Origin of the sequence: Alloalcanivorax dieselolei B5 (assembly GCF_000300005.1) — a bacterium.
Taxonomy (GTDB): domain Bacteria; phylum Pseudomonadota; class Gammaproteobacteria; order Pseudomonadales; family Alcanivoracaceae; genus Alloalcanivorax; species Alloalcanivorax dieselolei.
Window position 1 is genome coordinate 1,772,499 of record NC_018691.1, and the last position, 16,706, is coordinate 1,789,204.

The following is a 16,706-nucleotide window of genomic DNA, read 5'->3' on the forward strand; positions in this document are numbered from 1 at the left end:
ACTGGCTAACGACACAAGGCGCGTTTCATTATTATTATAAGGAGTCGCAGTTTTGGACTTGTTTCTGCAGCAAGTGCTCAATGGCCTGACCCTGGGAAGCATATATGGCCTGATTGCCCTGGGCCTGACCCTGGTCTATGGCATTCTCCATGTTCCCAATTTCGCCCACGGTGCGCTGTATATGGTGGGGGCCTACGTGGCTTACTTCACCATGGTGGACCTGGGGCTGAACTACTGGCTGGCGATGATCGCCGCCGGTGCGGTAGTGGCCTTCCTTTCCGTTCTTTGTGAGCGTCTCGTCTTTCACCCGCTGCGTCATGCGCCGCCCATTCACGACAAGATCGCCGCCATCGGCATCCTGTTGTTCCTGGAGGCGGTGGTGCAGATGTACTGGGGCGCGGATTTCCGCCGCATGCCCACGCCCTATAACGAGATCCTGCATTTCGGCGGTCTTACCATTCCGGCCCAGCGTCTGTTGATCATCGCGGGTGCCTTTGGCCTGATGGGCGCCTTGCACCTGTATCTGAAAAAGACCATGACCGGCGCCACCATCATCGCCATGGCGCAAAACCGGGAAGGCGCCTTCCTGGTGGGTATCGACGCCAACCGCGTGGCGATGATGACGTTCGCCATCGCTGGCGTGTTGGCGGCGGTGGGCGCGACCCTGTTCGCACCGATCAACCTGGTCTACCCGGCCATGGGACACCTGCTGATCATGAAAGCCTTCGTGATCATTATTCTCGGTGGTATGGGCAGCATTCCCGGCGCCATCGTCGGTGGCTTGATCATCGGCTTCGCCGAAGCCCTGGGCGGTTTCTATATCTCCAATGAATACAAGGACGTCATCGCCTTCGCGTTGCTGGTGGTGATTTTGTCGGTGAAACCCACCGGGCTGTTCACCAAGGGGGTGCGCTAATGGATCGCCTGATGAACTTCTTTGTCAGCCCAGTGCTGAAATGGGCCTTGCTGGTGTTGGCGGTGGTGTTTCCGCTGATCTCCGATAACGAGTACCACATCTACGTGATGGCCACGGCCTTTATCTGGGCCATCGCCGTCTACGGCATGAACATCATCACCGGTTACTGTGGTCAGCTGAATCTGGCGCATGGCGGCTTCTTCGCCATCGGCGCCTATGTGGTGGCGATCCTGACGGTGGATCATGAGTGGGCGTTCTGGCCGGCGTTCATCGCCGCCGGTCTGGCCGGCGCCATCTTTGGTTTCCTCGTTGGCGTGGTGTCCCTGCGTCTGAAGGAGCATTACTTCGCCATCTTCACCTTGTGCGTGGGCTTCATCATTTATCTGTTGCTGGAGAAATGGGAAGAACTCACGCACGGCTCCCTCGGCATTATCAACATCGCCCCGCCGGAAGGGTTCGGTTTGGTGGATTTCACCGAGACCGTGCCGTTCTATTACCTGGTGCTGGCGTTCCTGGTGTTGTCCGTGTGGCTGGTGAGCCGCCTTTCCCGTTCGCTGTTGGGCCGGACTTTCCTGGCCATCCGCATCAGTGACGACCTGGCGCAATCACTGGGCATCAATCTGATGCGCAACAAGGTTCTGGCGTTCGTGCTGTCCACCGTTTACGCCGCCTCGGCCGGTGCTTTGTACGCCGGTGTGGTGCGTTTCATCGGCCCGGCGGAAGCGGATGTGGTGCATACCTTCGACATGATCACCTACCTGCTGGTGGGCGGTATTGGCACCTTGATGGGGCCGCTGCTCGGCACCCTGGCGATCACCTGGCTGACGCAGATGCTGCAGTCCCTGGAAGAGTACCGCATGATCATCTTCGGCCCGATGCTGGTGATTCTGGTGATCTTCTTCCCGCGCGGTATCGTCGGTGGTTTCCTGACCTGGCGCGGACGTCGCCTGGCCAATAAAGCGTCTCAACAGGGCCAGGGCGGGGAATCTCCGACTCCCAGCACGCCCAACGCGGACAAACAGGAGGCCGGCAACAATGCTTAAGATCAGTAATCTGACCAAGCGTTTCGGCGGCCTGGCGGCGGTCAATAACGTCAGCGTGGAATTCCCCGCCAATCAGGTGAACGCCATCATCGGCCCCAACGGGGCTGGTAAAAGTACTTTCTTCAATCTGGTAGCCGGAGCGATGCCGCCCAGCGAAGGCAAGATCGAATATCAGGGCATGGACATCACCGGCATGGCGCCGGACCGGATTGCCCGTCTCGGCGTGGCGCGGACTTTCCAGACCACCATGCTGTTCGATCAGTCCACCGTGCTGGACAACCTGATCGTCGGCCACCGGCTGCGCACCCAGTCGCGCCTGTGGGACGTGATCATCAACTCCAAGCGTCTGCGTGACGAGGAGAAGAAGTGCCGCTCCCGCGCCGCCGAGGTGCTGGACTTCGTCGGGCTGTCCCATATCGGCCATCGCTACATCGTCGATATCAGCCAGGAAGAGCGCAAGCGGGTGGCTTTCGCTTTGGCCATGGCCACCGATCCGGAACTGGTGCTGCTGGATGAACCGGCCGGTGGTATCAATCCCGAGGAGACGGAGAATCTGGCCGACCTGATTCGCAAGATGGTCAAGCACGGCATCACCGTCTGCCTGATCGAGCACAAGATGGACATGATCATGAGCCTGGCGGACAAGATCATGGTGCTGGATCACGGAGAGAAGATCGCCGAGGGAACCCCGGAGCAGATCAAGAACGATCCGGTGGTCATCGAGGCTTACCTGGGGAGTGAACAAGATGTTGAAGCTTGAAAACGTCGACGCCAAGTACGATAGCTTCAAGGCCCTGGATAAGGTCTCCATGACCGTGGGGCAGGGCGAACTGGTGGTGCTGCTGGGGGCCAATGGCGCCGGCAAGACCACCTTGTTCAACACCATCAGCGGTCTGCTTAAGCCCTCCGCCGGCAGCATTACCCTGAACGGCGAGGACGTGACCGGACGGCGGCCGTCCGCTCTGGTGCAAGCCGGCGTGGTGCAGTGTCCGGAAGGCCGCAAGCTGTTCCCGGAAATGTCGGTGATGAAGAACCTGGTGTTGGGCGCGTACGTGCACCGCCGTGACAAAGCCGGCATCAGGAAGACCCTGGACCAGGTGCTGGAGATGTTCCCGATCCTGGAAGAGAAGAAAAACCAGGCGGCGGGATCGCTCAGTGGTGGTCAGCAGCAGATGGTGGCGATCGGTCGTGCCCTGATGGGGCGCCCGAAACTGATGCTGCTGGATGAGCCGTCCCTGGGGTTGGCGCCGCTGGTGGTCAAGCAGATGTTCGAGACCATTCAGACCATCAATAACGCGGGCACCACGGTGCTGCTGGCGGAGCAGAACGCCTTTGCCGCGTTGAAGATCGCCACCCGCGCCTATGTGATCGAGAACGGTCGCCTGGTGATGGAAGGGGACCGCGACGCCATGCTCGGTAACGAGGCGGTGCGCAAGGCCTATATCGGTGCCTGATCACAATCCGATTAGCGGCCTCTGGTGGCCTCTGCTCGGTGCTTTATGATCGTCAACGTACGTTAGCGTGATGTACTACGTTTATAACAATGGTGATCCCTACAAAAAATGGGAGTGAAGTAATGAAACTGAAGAAAACGTTTGTTCGCCTGGCCACCGCCAGTGCGCTGGTTATGGGTATGGGGGCCGCCAACGCCGCCGAAGTCAACATCGGCTTTACCGGTCCGCTCAGCGGCGGCGCGGCGCTGTACGGTGAGAATACGCTGGAAGGCCTGCGCATGGCGGCCGAGGAAATCAACGCCGCCGGTGGCGTGAAAGTGGGTGGCGAAAGCTACGACGTCAACATCGTTTCCCTGGACGACAAGTATTCCCCGAGCCAGGCGGCGGTGAATGGCAAGCGTCTGGTGCAGCAGTACAAAACCCCGGCGGTGTTCACCCCGCACTCCGGCGGCACCTTCGCGCTGCAGGCCTTTAACCAGCGTGACGGCTTCATCGTCATGTCCTACACCTCGATCCCGTCCGTGACCGAGAAGGGCAACAAGCTGACCGTGAAGATTCCGCCGTCCTTCACCGACTACATCGAGCCGTTCTCCAAGATGGCCATGGAAACGTCCGGCAAGAAAGTGGCGGTGGCCAACGCCACCCACGACTACGCCAAGTACTGGACCAAGGCGTTCGTGCCGAAGTGGGAAGCCATGGGCGGTGAAGTGGTCGCCGACAACCCGATGGACTACAACAAGTCCGCGGACTTCTACACCGGTGTGAGCAAGGTGCTGGCGGCCAAGCCGGACGTGCTGTTCATTGGTGGCGCTTCCGAGCCCACCGGTCTGGTGGTGCGTCAGGCCCGCGAACTGGGCTTCAAGGGCAGCTTCATCCTGATGGACCAGGCCAAGATCGATGAAGTGGCGAAAGTGGCCGGTGGTCTGCAGGCGGTGGAAGGCTCCGTGGGCGTAACGCCGCTGAGCAGCTCCGCAATCGAAGGGGCGCGCAAGTTCGTCGAAAAATACCAGCAGAACCACAAAAACGTGGCTACCTCCGAAACCGCTTACAACTATTTCGCCATGCATATGCTGGCACAAGCCATGCAGGAAGCGGGTTCCGTCGATGATCCGGCCAAGATCCGCGCCGCCATGCCGGCCGCGTTGAAAAAGATTCCGGCCGAGTACAACCCCTACGACGTGAACGGCATTTCCGAAAACGGCGCTCTGGAGACCGATGTGCAACTGGCCCAGGTCATCGATGGCAAGGTGGTGCTGCGCCGCCTGTCTGATGTGCTCAGTCAGTAGTTTTTCCTAGAACGTTTCCTCAAGGGCACCCGATGGGTGCCCTTGTCGTTTCCGGCCTATACCCATGGCGTGGTTGGCTCTGTGCCATGGCATGGGTTGGGGGTATGGTATTCAAACGGAATGGTATTGACTGGGACCGGTGACTCGGAATTATCCGCTTCCACGCCCCTGGCCAATTAAATGAAATGATATTCCGAAATAATTGATAATGGGCCGGGTTTTCTTATACTGGGACCCCCCCGGGATCTATCCCGCGCCCGTATTCCCATGGTTTCCGTGACGCTCGTCGTTAATCACGGAGGCCAACCTTTAGGTAAGGAGGAACCATGAGCGAGGTTGTCAGCTACCGCCGTGAAGGCGAAATCGGCGTTATCAGTGTTAACTACCCCCCGGTGAACGCCCTGGGACAAGGGGTGCGCGAGGGCCTGCAGAGCTGTCTGCGGGAAGGGCTGGCGGATGATCAGGCCAAAGCCCTGGTGGTGATTGGTGAAGGCCGTACCTTCCCCGCCGGCGCCGACATCCGTGAATTCGGCAAACCGCCGGCTGGCCCGGCGCTGCCCGATGTGATCAACGAATACGAAAGCAGCGAGAAGCTGGTGATCGCGGCCATCCACGGCACCGCTCTGGGCGGCGGTCTGGAAGTGGCTCTGGGCTGTGACTATCGTGTCGCTCTGGATTCCGCCAAGGTGGGTCTGCCGGAAGTGAAGCTGGGCCTGCTGCCCGGCGCCGGCGGCACCCAGCGTCTGCCGCGTCTGGTGGGCGCCAAGGCCGCCCTCGACATGATCGTTGGCGGCAACCCGGTCAAAGCCAAAAACGCCCTGCAAATGGGTATTGTTGATGACGTGGTCAGCGGTGACTTGCTGGAAGGCGCTCTGGCCTATGCCCGCAAACTGGTTGCCGACAAAGCGCCGCTGCGCCGCATTCGCGACCTGGACGTACAGACCGAGGAAGCCGATCTGTTCGCCAGCTACGAGAAATCCATCGCCCGCAAACAACGTGGTTTCAAAGCCCCGTTCCACTGCATCAAGGCGGTACAGGCGGCGGTGGAACTGCCGTTCGAAGAGGGCATGAAGCGTGAGCGCGAATTGTTCGGTGAGCTGCTGGTCAGCTCCGAATCCGCGGCGCAGCGCCATGTATTCTTCGCCGAGCGCGAAGTGGCCAAGGTGCCCGGCCTGCCCAAGGACACTCCCAAGCGTGAAGTCAACAGCGTCGCCGTGATCGGTGCCGGCACCATGGGTGGTGGCATCGCCATGAACTTCGCCAACGCCGGCATCCCGGTGAAGATTCTGGAAGTGAAGGAAGAGGCCCTGGAGAAGGGCATCGCCATCATCCGCAAGAACTACGAAAACACCGCCAAGAAAGGCCGTCTGACCCAGGAACAGGTGGAGCAGCGCATGGCGCTGATCCAGCCGACCCTGAGCTACGACGATCTCGGCGACGTGGACGTGGTGATTGAAGCCGTGTTCGAGAACATGAGCGTGAAGGAAGCGGTGTTCAATGAACTGGATCGGGTCTGCAAACCCGGCGCCATCCTCGCCACCAACACCTCCACCCTGGACGTCAACCGCATCGCCAGCTTCACCAAACGTCCGCAGGACGTGATCGGCATGCACTTCTTCAGCCCGGCCAACGTGATGAAGCTGCTGGAGAACGTGCGTGGCGAGAAAACCGCGGACGACGTCATCGCCACCGTGATGGACCTGAGCCGCCGCATCGGCAAGGTCGGCGTTCTGGTCGGTGTCTGCCACGGCTTCGTCGGCAACCGCATGCTGCACAAGCGTCAGGCGGAAGCGGTGCAGCTGGTCAACGAAGGTGCTAATCCGGCGCAAGTGGACAAGGTGCTGTTCGACCTGGGCTTCCCCATGGGCCCGTTCGCTATGTCCGACCTGGCCGGCATGGATGTGGGCTACCGCATCCGTGAAGAGCTGCGCAAGGAAAACCCGGAAAACGCGCCGGCGCGTAACTGGACCGACGAGCTGGTGGAAAACGGCCGTATGGGCCAGAAAACCCAGGCTGGTGTGTTTGATTATAAAGAAGGCGACCGCACCCCCGTGCCGTCCGCCGAGGTGGACAAGATCATCGCCAAGTTCCGTGAGGAAAATGGCATCGCCACCCGTGAGGTGACGGATCAGGAAATCCTCGAGCGCTGCATGTACGTGATGGTGAACGAAGGCGCCAAAATCCTGGAAGAAGGGATCGCCGCCCGTCCGCTGGACGTGGATGTGATCTGGATCTACGGCTATGGCTTCCCGGTTTACCGTGGCGGCGTGCTGTTCTGGGCGGATCAGGTGGGCCTGAAGGCGATCTACGACAAAGTCAGCCAGTTCCACCAGGAAACCGGCGATGACGTTTGGAAACCCGCGCCGCTGCTGGAAAAACTGGCCAAAGAAGGCAAGGGCTTCTACAGCTGAAGCAGACAATGAAAATCGTGGCCCCTGGAACGTGGGGCCGCGATGTCAGTGTCGTTGCGAGAACAACGAGAGGACGTTATGGATATTAACTTTACCGCTGAGGAAGCCGCTTTCCGCGACGAGGTCCGCGCCTTCCTGAAAGACAAGTTGCCCGAGGATATCTCCCGCAAGGTCAAGGAGCACAAACGCCTTGGCAAGGAAGACACCATCCGTTGGCAGAAGATTCTCAACGAACAGGGCTGGCTGGCCCTGCACTGGCCGAAAGAGCACGGCGGTACCGGCTGGAGCCCGATCCAGAAGCACATCTTCGAGGAAGAATGTGCCGAGGCCGGCGCCCCCACCGTGCTGCCGTTCGGCGTCAACATGGTCGCTCCGGTGATCATCAAATTCGGTACCCAGGAGCAGAAGGACTACTACCTGCCGCGCATTCTCAAGAGCGAGGACTGGTGGTGTCAGGGTTACTCCGAGCCGGGTGCCGGTTCCGACCTGGCCAGCCTGAAAACCCGCGCCGTGCGCGAGGGCGATCACTACGTGGTCAATGGCCAGAAGACCTGGACCACCCTGGGCCAGCACGCCGACATGATCTTCTGTCTGGTGCGCACCGACCCGGACGCGAAGAAACAGGAAGGGATCTCCTTCCTGCTGATCGACATGAACACCCCTGGCATCACCGTGCGCCCGCTGATCACTCTGGACGGCGAGCACGAAGTGAACGAAGTGTTCTTTGACGACGTGAAAGTGCCGGTGGAAAATCTGGTCGGCGAGGAGAACAAGGGCTGGACCTGCGCCAAGTACCTGCTGACCTTCGAACGTACCGGCATCGCCGGCGTCGGCCAGTCCAAGGCGGCCCTGGCGCACCTCAAGCAAGTGGCCGCTCAGCAGATCAGCAACGGCCGCCCGTTGATCGAGGACCCGCATTTCCGCCGTCGCCTGGCCGATGTGGAAATGGAATTGATGTCCCTGGAAATGACCAACCTGCGTACCGTGGCCGCCGCCGAGGCCGGTGGCGTACCGGGGGCGGAAAGTTCCTTCCTGAAAATCATGGGCACCGAGCTGCGTCAGGAAATCACTCACCTGTTCCGCACCGCCGCCGGTCCGTACGCGCTGCCGTTCCTCAACGAAGCGCTGCACGATGATTTCGACGGCAACTATGTCGGCCCGGAGTTTGCCGCTTCGGTATCCGCCCGCTACTTCAACTTCCGTAAGCTCTCCATTTTCGGGGGCTCCAACGAAATTCAGAAGAACATCATCTCCAAGATGATTCTCGGTCTGTAAGGAGGCGATCATGGATTTCAAACTTAGCGACGAGCAGCGCATGCTCGAAGAGACCGTCGGTCGCCTGGTACGTGATACCTATACCTTCGAGGTCCGTAACAAGAGCCTGGAATCCGAGCAGGGATTCAGCGCCGACGTATGGCAACAGTTCGCCGAACTGGGCCTGTTGGGCGTACCGTTCTCCGAGGAAGCCGGTGGCTTCAACGGCGGCGGCGCGGAACTGATGGTGGTGGCGGAGGGCTTCGGCCGTGGTCTGGTGGTGGAACCGTACCTGGCCACCGTGGTGCTGTGCGGCACTCTGGTGGACAAGCTCGGCAGCGACCAGCAGAAAGAAGCGCTGGTTCCGGCGATCATCGGCGGTGAAACCCGCCTGTCCCTGGCGCTGTATGAGCCGAATGGTCGCTACGAGCACAACCGCGTCACCACCAGCGCCAAGAAAGATGGCGAAGGCTATGTCCTGAACGGCGAGAAAGCCGTGGTCATTAACGGTGACAGCGCCGACCAGCTGGTGGTCATCGCCCGCACCTCTGGTGCCGAGGACGACCGCGCCGGCCTCAGCGCCTTCCTGGTGGATGGCAACGCCGCCGGCGTCAGCCGTCGCGGTTACCCGACCATCGATGGCCTGCGTGCCGCCGAAGTTGTCCTCAAGGACGTGAAAGTCGGTGCCGACGCGCTGCTGGGCGCGGAAGGCCAGGCCATTGACGCCCTGGAAGATTCCCTGGCACTGGGTCTGGTGGCGCTGTGCGCGGAAGCGTCCGGCGCCATGGAAGTGGCCTGTGATCAGACCCTGGAATACATCAAGGAACGCCAGCAGTTCGGTGTGCCGATCGGTAAATTCCAGGCGCTGCAACACCGCATGGTGGAAATGCGCATGGAACTGGAAAAAGTGCGCTCCATCACCATGCTCGCCGCCTGCAGCCTGAACGAGTCACGTGAACTGCGTGACAAGCGTCTGGCCGCGGCCAAAGCGCAGGTCGGCAAATCCGGCCGTCGCGTGGCGGAGGAAGCGATCCAGCTGTTCGGCGGCATGGGCATGATGGAAGAAACCCCCATTTCCCACTACGCCAAGCGCATCGTGATGATCGATCATCACCTGGGCGACAGCGAATACCACTACGGCCGGCTGGAAAGCCTGCTGGACGTGGAGTAACAAAAAAGGGCGGCCGAGAGGCCGCCTTTTTTAGTTGACAGTTGACAGCGAAAGACAAAAGCGAATGCCCCAACGTTACCTATCAACTATCAATTGATTAAATAATAAAATTCGGGAGAGTTTGTATGACCGTGAATCGCCAGATCATTCTCGCCAAGCGTCCGGAAGGCATGCCGGACGAATCCAACCTGGTCTTGCAGGAAGGCGCCGTGCCGGAGTGTGGTGACGGCCAGGTACTGGTGCGCACCATTTATCTGTCCCTGGACCCGTACATGCGTGGCCGCATGAGCGCGGCCAAGTCCTATGCCGCCAGCGTCGAGGAAGGCGCGGTGATGGAAGGGGGCACCGTGGGGCAGGTGGTGGAATCCCGCCACCCGGATTTCAACCAGGGTGACTATGTGCTTGGCCGTGGCGGCTGGCAGGAGTATTCCCTGGAGCAGGGCAAGACGCTGCGCAAGCTGGATCCGGCGCAGGCGCCGATCAGCACCGCCGTGGGCGTGCTGGGTATGCCCGGTTTCACCGCCTACGCGGGTTTGGAAGAGATTGGCAAGCCGCAGAAAGGCGAAACCGTGGTGGTGTCCGCCGCCGCCGGTGCGGTGGGCCAGGTGGTGGGCCAGATCGCCAAGATGAAAGGGTGCCGGGTGGTCGGCGTGGCCGGCGCTGAGGACAAGTGCCGCCAGGTGGTGGAGGCTTACGGCTTCGACGCCTGCGTCAACTACAAGGACGATGACTTCGAGAAGCAACTGGCCGAAGCGTGCCCCAATGGCATTGACGTTTATTTTGAAAACGTCGGTGGCAAGGTGTTCGACGCGGTGATGGGGCTGGTCAATGATTTCGCCCGGATCCCGGTTTGCGGCCGTATCGCCCACTACAACGACACCGGCCTGCCGCCGGGACCGGATCGTCTGCCCGCGTTCATGGGCAAGATTCTGGTCAAGCGGCTGCTGCTCAAGGGCTTCATCCAGTTCGATTACATCCACCGTGCCGCCGACTTCCAGCGCGACATGAGCGCCTGGATTCGCGAAGGCAAGGTGAAGTATCAGGAAGATGTGGTCGAAGGTCTGGAAAACACGGTATCCGCGTTCCAGGGCCTGCTGCAGGGCAAGAACCGTGGCAAGCTGCTGATTCAGGTGGGTGAAGACCCGACTCGCTGATCGCGGAGTCGCTGGCACGCAAACACGCCTGCACGCCATACTTGCAGCGAAAGCGGGCTCGGAAACGTCTCACTGCTCGACAAGGTGGGGCGCCCACAAGCCTTTTCTGGAGCGCGCCTTTTCGCGTGTCAGCGTGTTGCGTGTCAGCGTGCTAGCGGATTTATGCCCACTATAGAACAGCTTTTCGAACGTCATGGCCCCCGCTACCGCTGGCTGGCCACCGCCACCGTCATGCTGGGCACTTTGTCCATGGTGCTGACCTCCACCATCATCAACGTGGCGGTGCCGGCGATCATGGGCGAGTTCCAACTCGGCCAGGATCAGGTGCATTGGCTGGCCACCGCCTTTCTTGCCGCCATGACCGTCGGTATGCTGGTGAACGCCTGGTGTCTGGCCCGTTTTGGTTCCCGCCGTACTTTCATCTGCGCCATGGTGATCTTCATCATGGCGTCGATGCTGGGTGGATTCAGCCAGAACTTCGCGGTGCTGGTGGCGGTACGGGCGGTGCAGGGCGTCATGGCTGGCCTGATTCAGCCCCATGCCCTGGTTACCATCTTTCAGGTATTCCCCTGGAACAAACGTGGACAGGCCATGGGTATCTACGGCATGGGCGTGGTGCTGGGGCCGGCGGTGGCGCCGGCGCTTGGCGGCATCCTGGTGGACACGCTGTCCTGGCGGGCGGTGTTCTTCGCGGTGCTACCCAGTTGTTTGCTGGCGTTGTTCATGGCCTCGCGCTTTTTGCCCGGCACCGCTCACGCCCGCGACCACCGCCTGGACTGGTTGGGCATCATCCTGCTCGGCGTCGGGCTGACCGCGTTGTTATGGGCGTTGGCGGGACTGGCCCGGCGCGGTCTGGATGATCCGGTGCTGCTCACCGCCCTGATCGGCGGTCCGTTGATCATGGGTGTATTCGCCGCCTGGCAGCTTCGCCATCCTTACCCGTTGTTCGACCCGCGTGTGTTTCGTTATCCCGGTTTCGCCGGCGGTTTTTTTGTCGCCATGGTCATGGGCGCCGGTGTGTTCGGCACCACTTACCTGATGCCGCTGTACTTTCAGCAGGTACAGGGCATGACGGCCACGGACGCGGGCTTTATATTGATTCCCGCCGGTATCGCCATGGCGATCATTTTCCCTTTGTCCGGTCATCTTTCCGACCGCCTGCCAGGAGCGGTGATGATCACCACCGGGCTGCTGTTGATGCCGGTGAGTCTGCTGTTTCTTCGGGCGGCGGATATCGGCACCAGCGTGGTCTGGCTGATGTTCTGGGTCGCCCTGGGACGGGTGGCGCTGGGTTTGATGATGCCGCCGGTGAATACCGGATCGCTGGCATTATTGCCGCCGGAAATGATTCCGCAGGGATCCGGGGTGGTGAATTTCGCCCGCCAGATCGGCGGCGCTCTGGGCGTGAACCTGAGTGCCATCTGCGTACAGTTTTTCAGTGACCGTCACTGGCATGCTCATCCGGAAGCGGGCCATCCCCACGCTTTCGAAGTCGGTTTTGACGACGCTTTTTTAATTACGGCGTCGCTGTTCATTCTGGCGCTGTGGCCGCTCGCGTGGATGTCGCGCGGACAGCGCCTTAAACGCACGGAGACCTCATAATGAGTCAACAACCCCATGTTCTGATCATCGGTGCCGGTGCCATCGGCAGCTTTTACGGTGCCATTCTCAAGCGCGCCGGCTGTACCGTAAGCGCGGTGGTGCGTTCCGAGTACGATGCCATCCGGGACGGTGGTTTTCAGTTCGAGAGCCCTCTCGGAGATATTTCCTGGCGGCCGGATCATCTGTATCGGGACGGTGACCAGGCCGACAGCAAACCGGACTATGTGATCCTTGCCACCAAGGTACTGCCGAACTCGGACCGCGCCGCGCTGATCCGCCCGTGGCTGGGAGAGAACACCGGTATCGTGCTGATTCAGAACGGCCTGGATATCGAGCGGGAACTGGCCGATGCCTTCCCCGACAACCCGATCATCAGCTGTCTGGCGTTCATCGCGGTCAGCCGGGTGGCGCCGGGCCAGATCAAACACAACGCCTATGGCCGTCTGGTCATGGGACGTTTTCCGGAAGGCATCGACGAACACTGTTCGCGGCTGCGGGATCTGTTCGTGGAAGGCGGTATCGACATCAAGCTCACCGAACAGGTGGTGGGCGAACGCTGGCTCAAGTGTGTCTGGAACACACCCTTCAACCCGCTGTCGGTGCTCGCCAACGGCGCCGACACCTACACCATTCTGGACACTCCGGGCGGCGAACAGCTGATCCGGGACCTGATGGCGGAGGTCATGGCGGTGGCCGAAGCCGATGGTCATCCGCTGCCAGCGCATCTGCCCGACAGCAATATCGCCGGTACCCGAAAAATGCCGGCCTATAAAAACAGCATGGCGCTGGATTATCTCAACGACCGCCCCATCGAGTTGGACGCCATTCTGGGCAACGTGGTGGCGATCGCCCACCGCTTGAACGTGCCGGTACCGCGTCTGGAAACCGTACTGGTGACCCTGCGCATGCGTCAGGGCGGCGCCGCGGGCTGAATCCCGACAAGGCTGTCGGGGGGAGGGGATTGACCAAACCGAATTGTAACAGTTGGCGAAATGTAACAGTTTGGTGGGCTCCTGGGGCTTTACTCCCTAGTGCGATACCAGTGGGGAGCAGTACACTGGTTCGCACAATCTTCCCAGGAAAGACCATTAAGGAGACCTGACCTTGGCCACCGACAGCCGTCGTGCTGCACTCGATTATCACGAATTCCCCGTTCCCGGCAAAACCGCCGTCGTCGCCACCAAACCGCTGACCAACCAGAATGATCTGGCGCTGGCTTATTCGCCCGGCGTGGCCGCCGCTTGCGAAGAGATCGTCGACGATGCCAACAACGTGTTCCGCTACACCGGGCGCGGCAACCTGGTGGGGGTGATCAGTAATGGCAGCGCGGTACTGGGGCTGGGCAACATTGGCGCCCTGGCGTCCAAGCCGGTGATGGAAGGCAAGGCGGTACTGTTCAAGAAGTTCGCCGGCCTGGATGTCTTCGATATCGAGATCAACGAAAGCGATCCGGACAAGCTGGTGGAGATCATCGCCGCTCTGGAACCGACCTTCGGTGGCATCAACCTGGAAGACATCAAGGCGCCGGAGTGCTTTATCGTCGAGCGCAAACTGCGTGAACGCATGAGCATTCCGGTATTCCACGATGATCAGCACGGCACCGCCATTACCGTCAGCGCCGCCTTCATCAACGGTCTCAAGGTGGTGGGCAAGCCCATTGATCAGGTCAAGGTGGTCACCTCCGGCGCTGGTGCCGCGGCGCTGGCGTGCCTGGATCTGATGGTGGACCTGGGCCTGCCACAGGAAAACATCTGGGTCACCGATATCGAAGGCGTGGTGTATCAGGGGCGCGAGGTGCTGATGGACCCGGATAAGGCCCGCTACGCTCAGCCCACCGACGCCCGCGCCCTGGGCGAGGTGATCGACGGCGCTGACGTGTTCCTCGGTCTGTCCGCCGGCGGTGTGCTGAAGCCGGATATGGTACAGCGCATGGCGGCACGTCCGCTGATCCTGGCGCTGGCCAATCCGAGCCCGGAGATCCTGCCGGAAGACGCCAAGGCGGTGCGCGATGATCTGGTCATGGCCACCGGCCGTTCCGATTACCCGAACCAGGTCAATAACGTTCTCTGCTTCCCCTATATTTTCCGGGGTGCGCTGGACGCCGGCGCCACCACCATAACTCGCGAAATGGAAAAAGCGGCGGTGTACGCCATCGCCGGTCTCGCCCAGGAAGAACAGAACGAGGTGGTGGCCGCCGCCTACGGCACCTATGACATCAGCTTTGGCCCGGAATATCTGATTCCGAAACCGTTCGACCCGCGCCTGATCGTGCGCATCGCACCGGCGGTGGCGAAAGCGGCCATGGCTGACGGCGTCGCCACCCGGCCGATCGCCGATCTGAACGCCTATGCCGAACAACTGGAGCGCTTCGTCTACCACTCCGGTGCCTTCATGAAACCGCTGTTCTCCGCCACCAAGGCGCTGGTGCGCGATGGCGGCAAGGCCCGCATCGTGTTCACCGAGGGCGAGGAAGAGCGAGTACTGCGCGCGGTGCAGGTGGTGGTGGATGAAGGGCTGGCGTTCCCGGTTCTGGTGGGCCGTCCGGAAGTGCTGGCCATGCGCATCGAGCGCTACGGGCTGCGCCTGCGTCTCGGCGAGGATGTGGAAGTCACCAATCCGGAGCAGGACGAACGCTTCCACCGCTACTGGAACGAGTATTGGGAAAAACTCTGCCGCCAGGGTGTCACCAAGGAAGTGGCCCGTACCGAGATGCGCCGCCGCATGACGCTGATCGGTGCCATGATGGTTCACCTGGGCGAGGCCGATGGCATGGTGTGCGGGACCGTGGGCCGGTTCGCCGAGCACCTGCGCTTTGTCGATCAGGTTATCGGCCTTAAGGAAAACGCCCGTACCTACGCGGCGATGAATGTGCTGTTACTGCCGGAGCGCACGGTGGCGGTGGTGGACACGCACGTCAACGAGGATCCCTCCGCCGAACAGATCGCCGAGTTCACGGTGGCCGCCGCCGAGGAAATGCGGCGCCTGAATCTGGAGCCGAAGGCGGCGCTGTTGTCGCGCTCCAATTTTGGTTCCGAGCGTTGCGCCGCCAGCGAGAAGATGCGTCAGGCGCTGGCGCTGATCCGCGAAGCGGCTCCGGAACTGGAGGTGGACGGGGAAATGCACGGCGACGCCGCGCTGGAGGAGTCGATTCGTCAGGGCATCCTGCCGGATTCCACTCTGAAGGGATCGGCCAATCTACTGGTTTGTCCCAACGGCGATTCCGGCAACATCGCTTACAACCTGCTGAAAACCGCCGCCGGCAGCAATGTGGCGGTGGGACCGTTCCTGCTCGGCGCCAACGCGCCGGTGACCATTCTGACTTCCAGCGCCACGGTACGGCGCATCGTCAACATGGCGGCACTCACCGTGCTGCGCGCGAATCTGGAAGGGAAGGGGTAGTATCGCTTACACGCAACACGCAACACGCAACACGCCAATCGTGGCTCACGAGCCGCGATCCCGCCTGAATAGATGTCGGCGTGACCGCGCAAGCAGGCCAAGGGTTTGCGTGCCAGCGTGTTGCGTGTAAGCGTGCCTGCGATATCTTTAGCGCGCGTAGTCGCTGCCGGCGCGTTCCAGCTTGCGCAGCAGGGCCGGCCAGGTCAGCTTGCTGGCCATGCCCAGGCTCTTGGACTGGTCGGAGGTGGTGGCGATGGCTTCGGCGGAAGGCTGGTACGTCTCGCCCTGAGCCATGGCGCGCACCTGGATCTCGCAGCCCTTCATCAGGAAGTACATGTAGGTGAAGGCTTCACCGACATCCTTGCCCACACTCAGAGTGCCGTGGTTGCGCAGCAGCATCAGGTTCTTGTCGCCGAGATCCTTCACCAGACGCTCGCGCTCGTCCAGATTCAGGGCCACACCTTCAAAATCGTGATAGCTCAGATGGTCCAGACACAGCATGGAGGTCTGGCTCAACGGCAGCAGGCCGTTCTTGTGCGCGCTCACGGCGACACCGTCGGCGGCGTGCAGGTGCAACACCGCACCGGCTTCCTCGCGGGCCATGTGCACGGCGCTGTGGATGGTGAAACCGGCCGGGTTGACCCGGTTGGTGGCGCCGGGATCGACGATTTCGCCATCCTGGTCCACTTTCACCAGGGAGGAGGCGGTGATCTCATCGAACAACATACCGTACGGATTGATCAGGAAGTGATGCTCCGGTCCCGGTACACGGGCGGACAGGTGGGTGAACACCAGATCTTCCCAGCCGTAGAGCGAGACCAAACGATAAGCGGCGGCCAGGTCCTTGCGAACTTCCCACTCGGCTTCGGTCATTTGCGGCCGGGCGGTGGCGGTGGCTTGAGACATTGCGGCACCTCATTATTATGAAATTGCGTTTCGGGAATATAGCAGGGCCGGGCGGTGGCGGCCATACCATGGAGTAGGGAGTCGGCGGGGGTGTCCCAACTCGTTGCTAC

Annotated in this window: 13 protein-coding genes; 12 read left to right on the forward strand and 1 reads right to left on the reverse strand. The window is 61.1% G+C overall.

Going from position 1 to position 16,706, the window contains the following annotated elements; genetic code table 11:
• Positions 1–52 precede the first annotated feature (52 nt).
• From B5T_RS08135 to B5T_RS08190, 12 genes are all read left to right on the forward strand, one after another.
• Positions 53–916 carry a branched-chain amino acid ABC transporter permease gene (locus B5T_RS08135; RefSeq protein ID WP_014994010.1) on the forward strand — a complete coding sequence of 288 codons (864 nt, stop codon included), beginning with the start codon at positions 53–55 and terminating at the stop codon, positions 914–916.
• Positions 916–1,959 carry a branched-chain amino acid ABC transporter permease gene (locus B5T_RS08140; RefSeq protein WP_014994011.1) on the forward strand — a complete coding sequence of 348 codons (1,044 nt, stop codon included), beginning with the start codon at positions 916–918 and terminating at the stop codon, positions 1,957–1,959. Before B5T_RS08135 ends, B5T_RS08140 begins: the two co-directional genes overlap by 1 nt.
• On the forward strand, positions 1,952–2,719 hold the full coding sequence (locus B5T_RS08145; protein ID WP_014994012.1) for an ABC transporter ATP-binding protein: 768 nt from the start codon (positions 1,952–1,954) through the stop codon (positions 2,717–2,719). Before B5T_RS08140 ends, B5T_RS08145 begins: the two co-directional genes overlap by 8 nt.
• Positions 2,706–3,413 (forward strand): ABC transporter ATP-binding protein, encoded by a 708-nt coding sequence (locus B5T_RS08150; protein ID WP_014994013.1) that lies wholly within the window; start codon positions 2,706–2,708, stop codon positions 3,411–3,413. The genes B5T_RS08145 and B5T_RS08150 overlap by 14 nt, the downstream gene beginning before the upstream one ends.
• 122 nt (positions 3,414–3,535) lie before the next feature.
• Complete coding sequence (locus B5T_RS08155; RefSeq protein ID WP_014994014.1) at positions 3,536–4,699, forward strand: ABC transporter substrate-binding protein; 1,164 nt, start codon at positions 3,536–3,538, stop codon at positions 4,697–4,699.
• 326 nt (positions 4,700–5,025) lie between these two features.
• On the forward strand, positions 5,026–7,110 hold the full coding sequence (locus B5T_RS08160; protein ID WP_014994015.1) for a 3-hydroxyacyl-CoA dehydrogenase NAD-binding domain-containing protein: 2,085 nt from the start codon (positions 5,026–5,028) through the stop codon (positions 7,108–7,110).
• A gap of 78 nt (positions 7,111–7,188) precedes the next feature.
• On the forward strand, positions 7,189–8,385 hold the full coding sequence (locus B5T_RS08165; RefSeq protein WP_014994016.1) for an acyl-CoA dehydrogenase family protein: 1,197 nt from the start codon (positions 7,189–7,191) through the stop codon (positions 8,383–8,385).
• Positions 8,386–8,395: 10 nt separating this feature from the next.
• Positions 8,396–9,535 (forward strand): acyl-CoA dehydrogenase family protein, encoded by a 1,140-nt coding sequence (locus B5T_RS08170; protein WP_014994017.1) that lies wholly within the window; start codon positions 8,396–8,398, stop codon positions 9,533–9,535.
• Between the two features lie 125 nt (positions 9,536–9,660).
• Positions 9,661–10,689 (forward strand): NADP-dependent oxidoreductase, encoded by a 1,029-nt coding sequence (locus B5T_RS08175; protein WP_014994018.1) that lies wholly within the window; start codon positions 9,661–9,663, stop codon positions 10,687–10,689.
• A gap of 162 nt (positions 10,690–10,851) precedes the next feature.
• Positions 10,852–12,291 (forward strand): MDR family MFS transporter, encoded by a 1,440-nt coding sequence (locus B5T_RS08180; protein WP_014994019.1) that lies wholly within the window; start codon positions 10,852–10,854, stop codon positions 12,289–12,291.
• Positions 12,291–13,223: a ketopantoate reductase family protein gene (locus B5T_RS08185; RefSeq protein ID WP_014994020.1), complete on the forward strand. Its 933-nt coding sequence runs from the start codon at positions 12,291–12,293 to the stop codon at positions 13,221–13,223. Before B5T_RS08180 ends, B5T_RS08185 begins: the two co-directional genes overlap by 1 nt.
• Before the next feature lie 172 nt (positions 13,224–13,395).
• On the forward strand, positions 13,396–15,690 hold the full coding sequence (locus B5T_RS08190) for an NADP-dependent malic enzyme (RefSeq protein ID WP_014994021.1): 2,295 nt from the start codon (positions 13,396–13,398) through the stop codon (positions 15,688–15,690).
• 147 nt (positions 15,691–15,837) lie between these two features.
• On the opposite strand, the gene B5T_RS08195 is transcribed toward B5T_RS08190, so the two are convergent.
• A complete protein-coding gene (locus B5T_RS08195) occupies positions 15,838–16,596 on the reverse strand; it encodes a class II aldolase/adducin family protein (RefSeq protein ID WP_014994022.1) in 759 nt (252 codons plus the stop codon).
• Between the last annotated feature and the right edge of the window lie 110 nt (positions 16,597–16,706).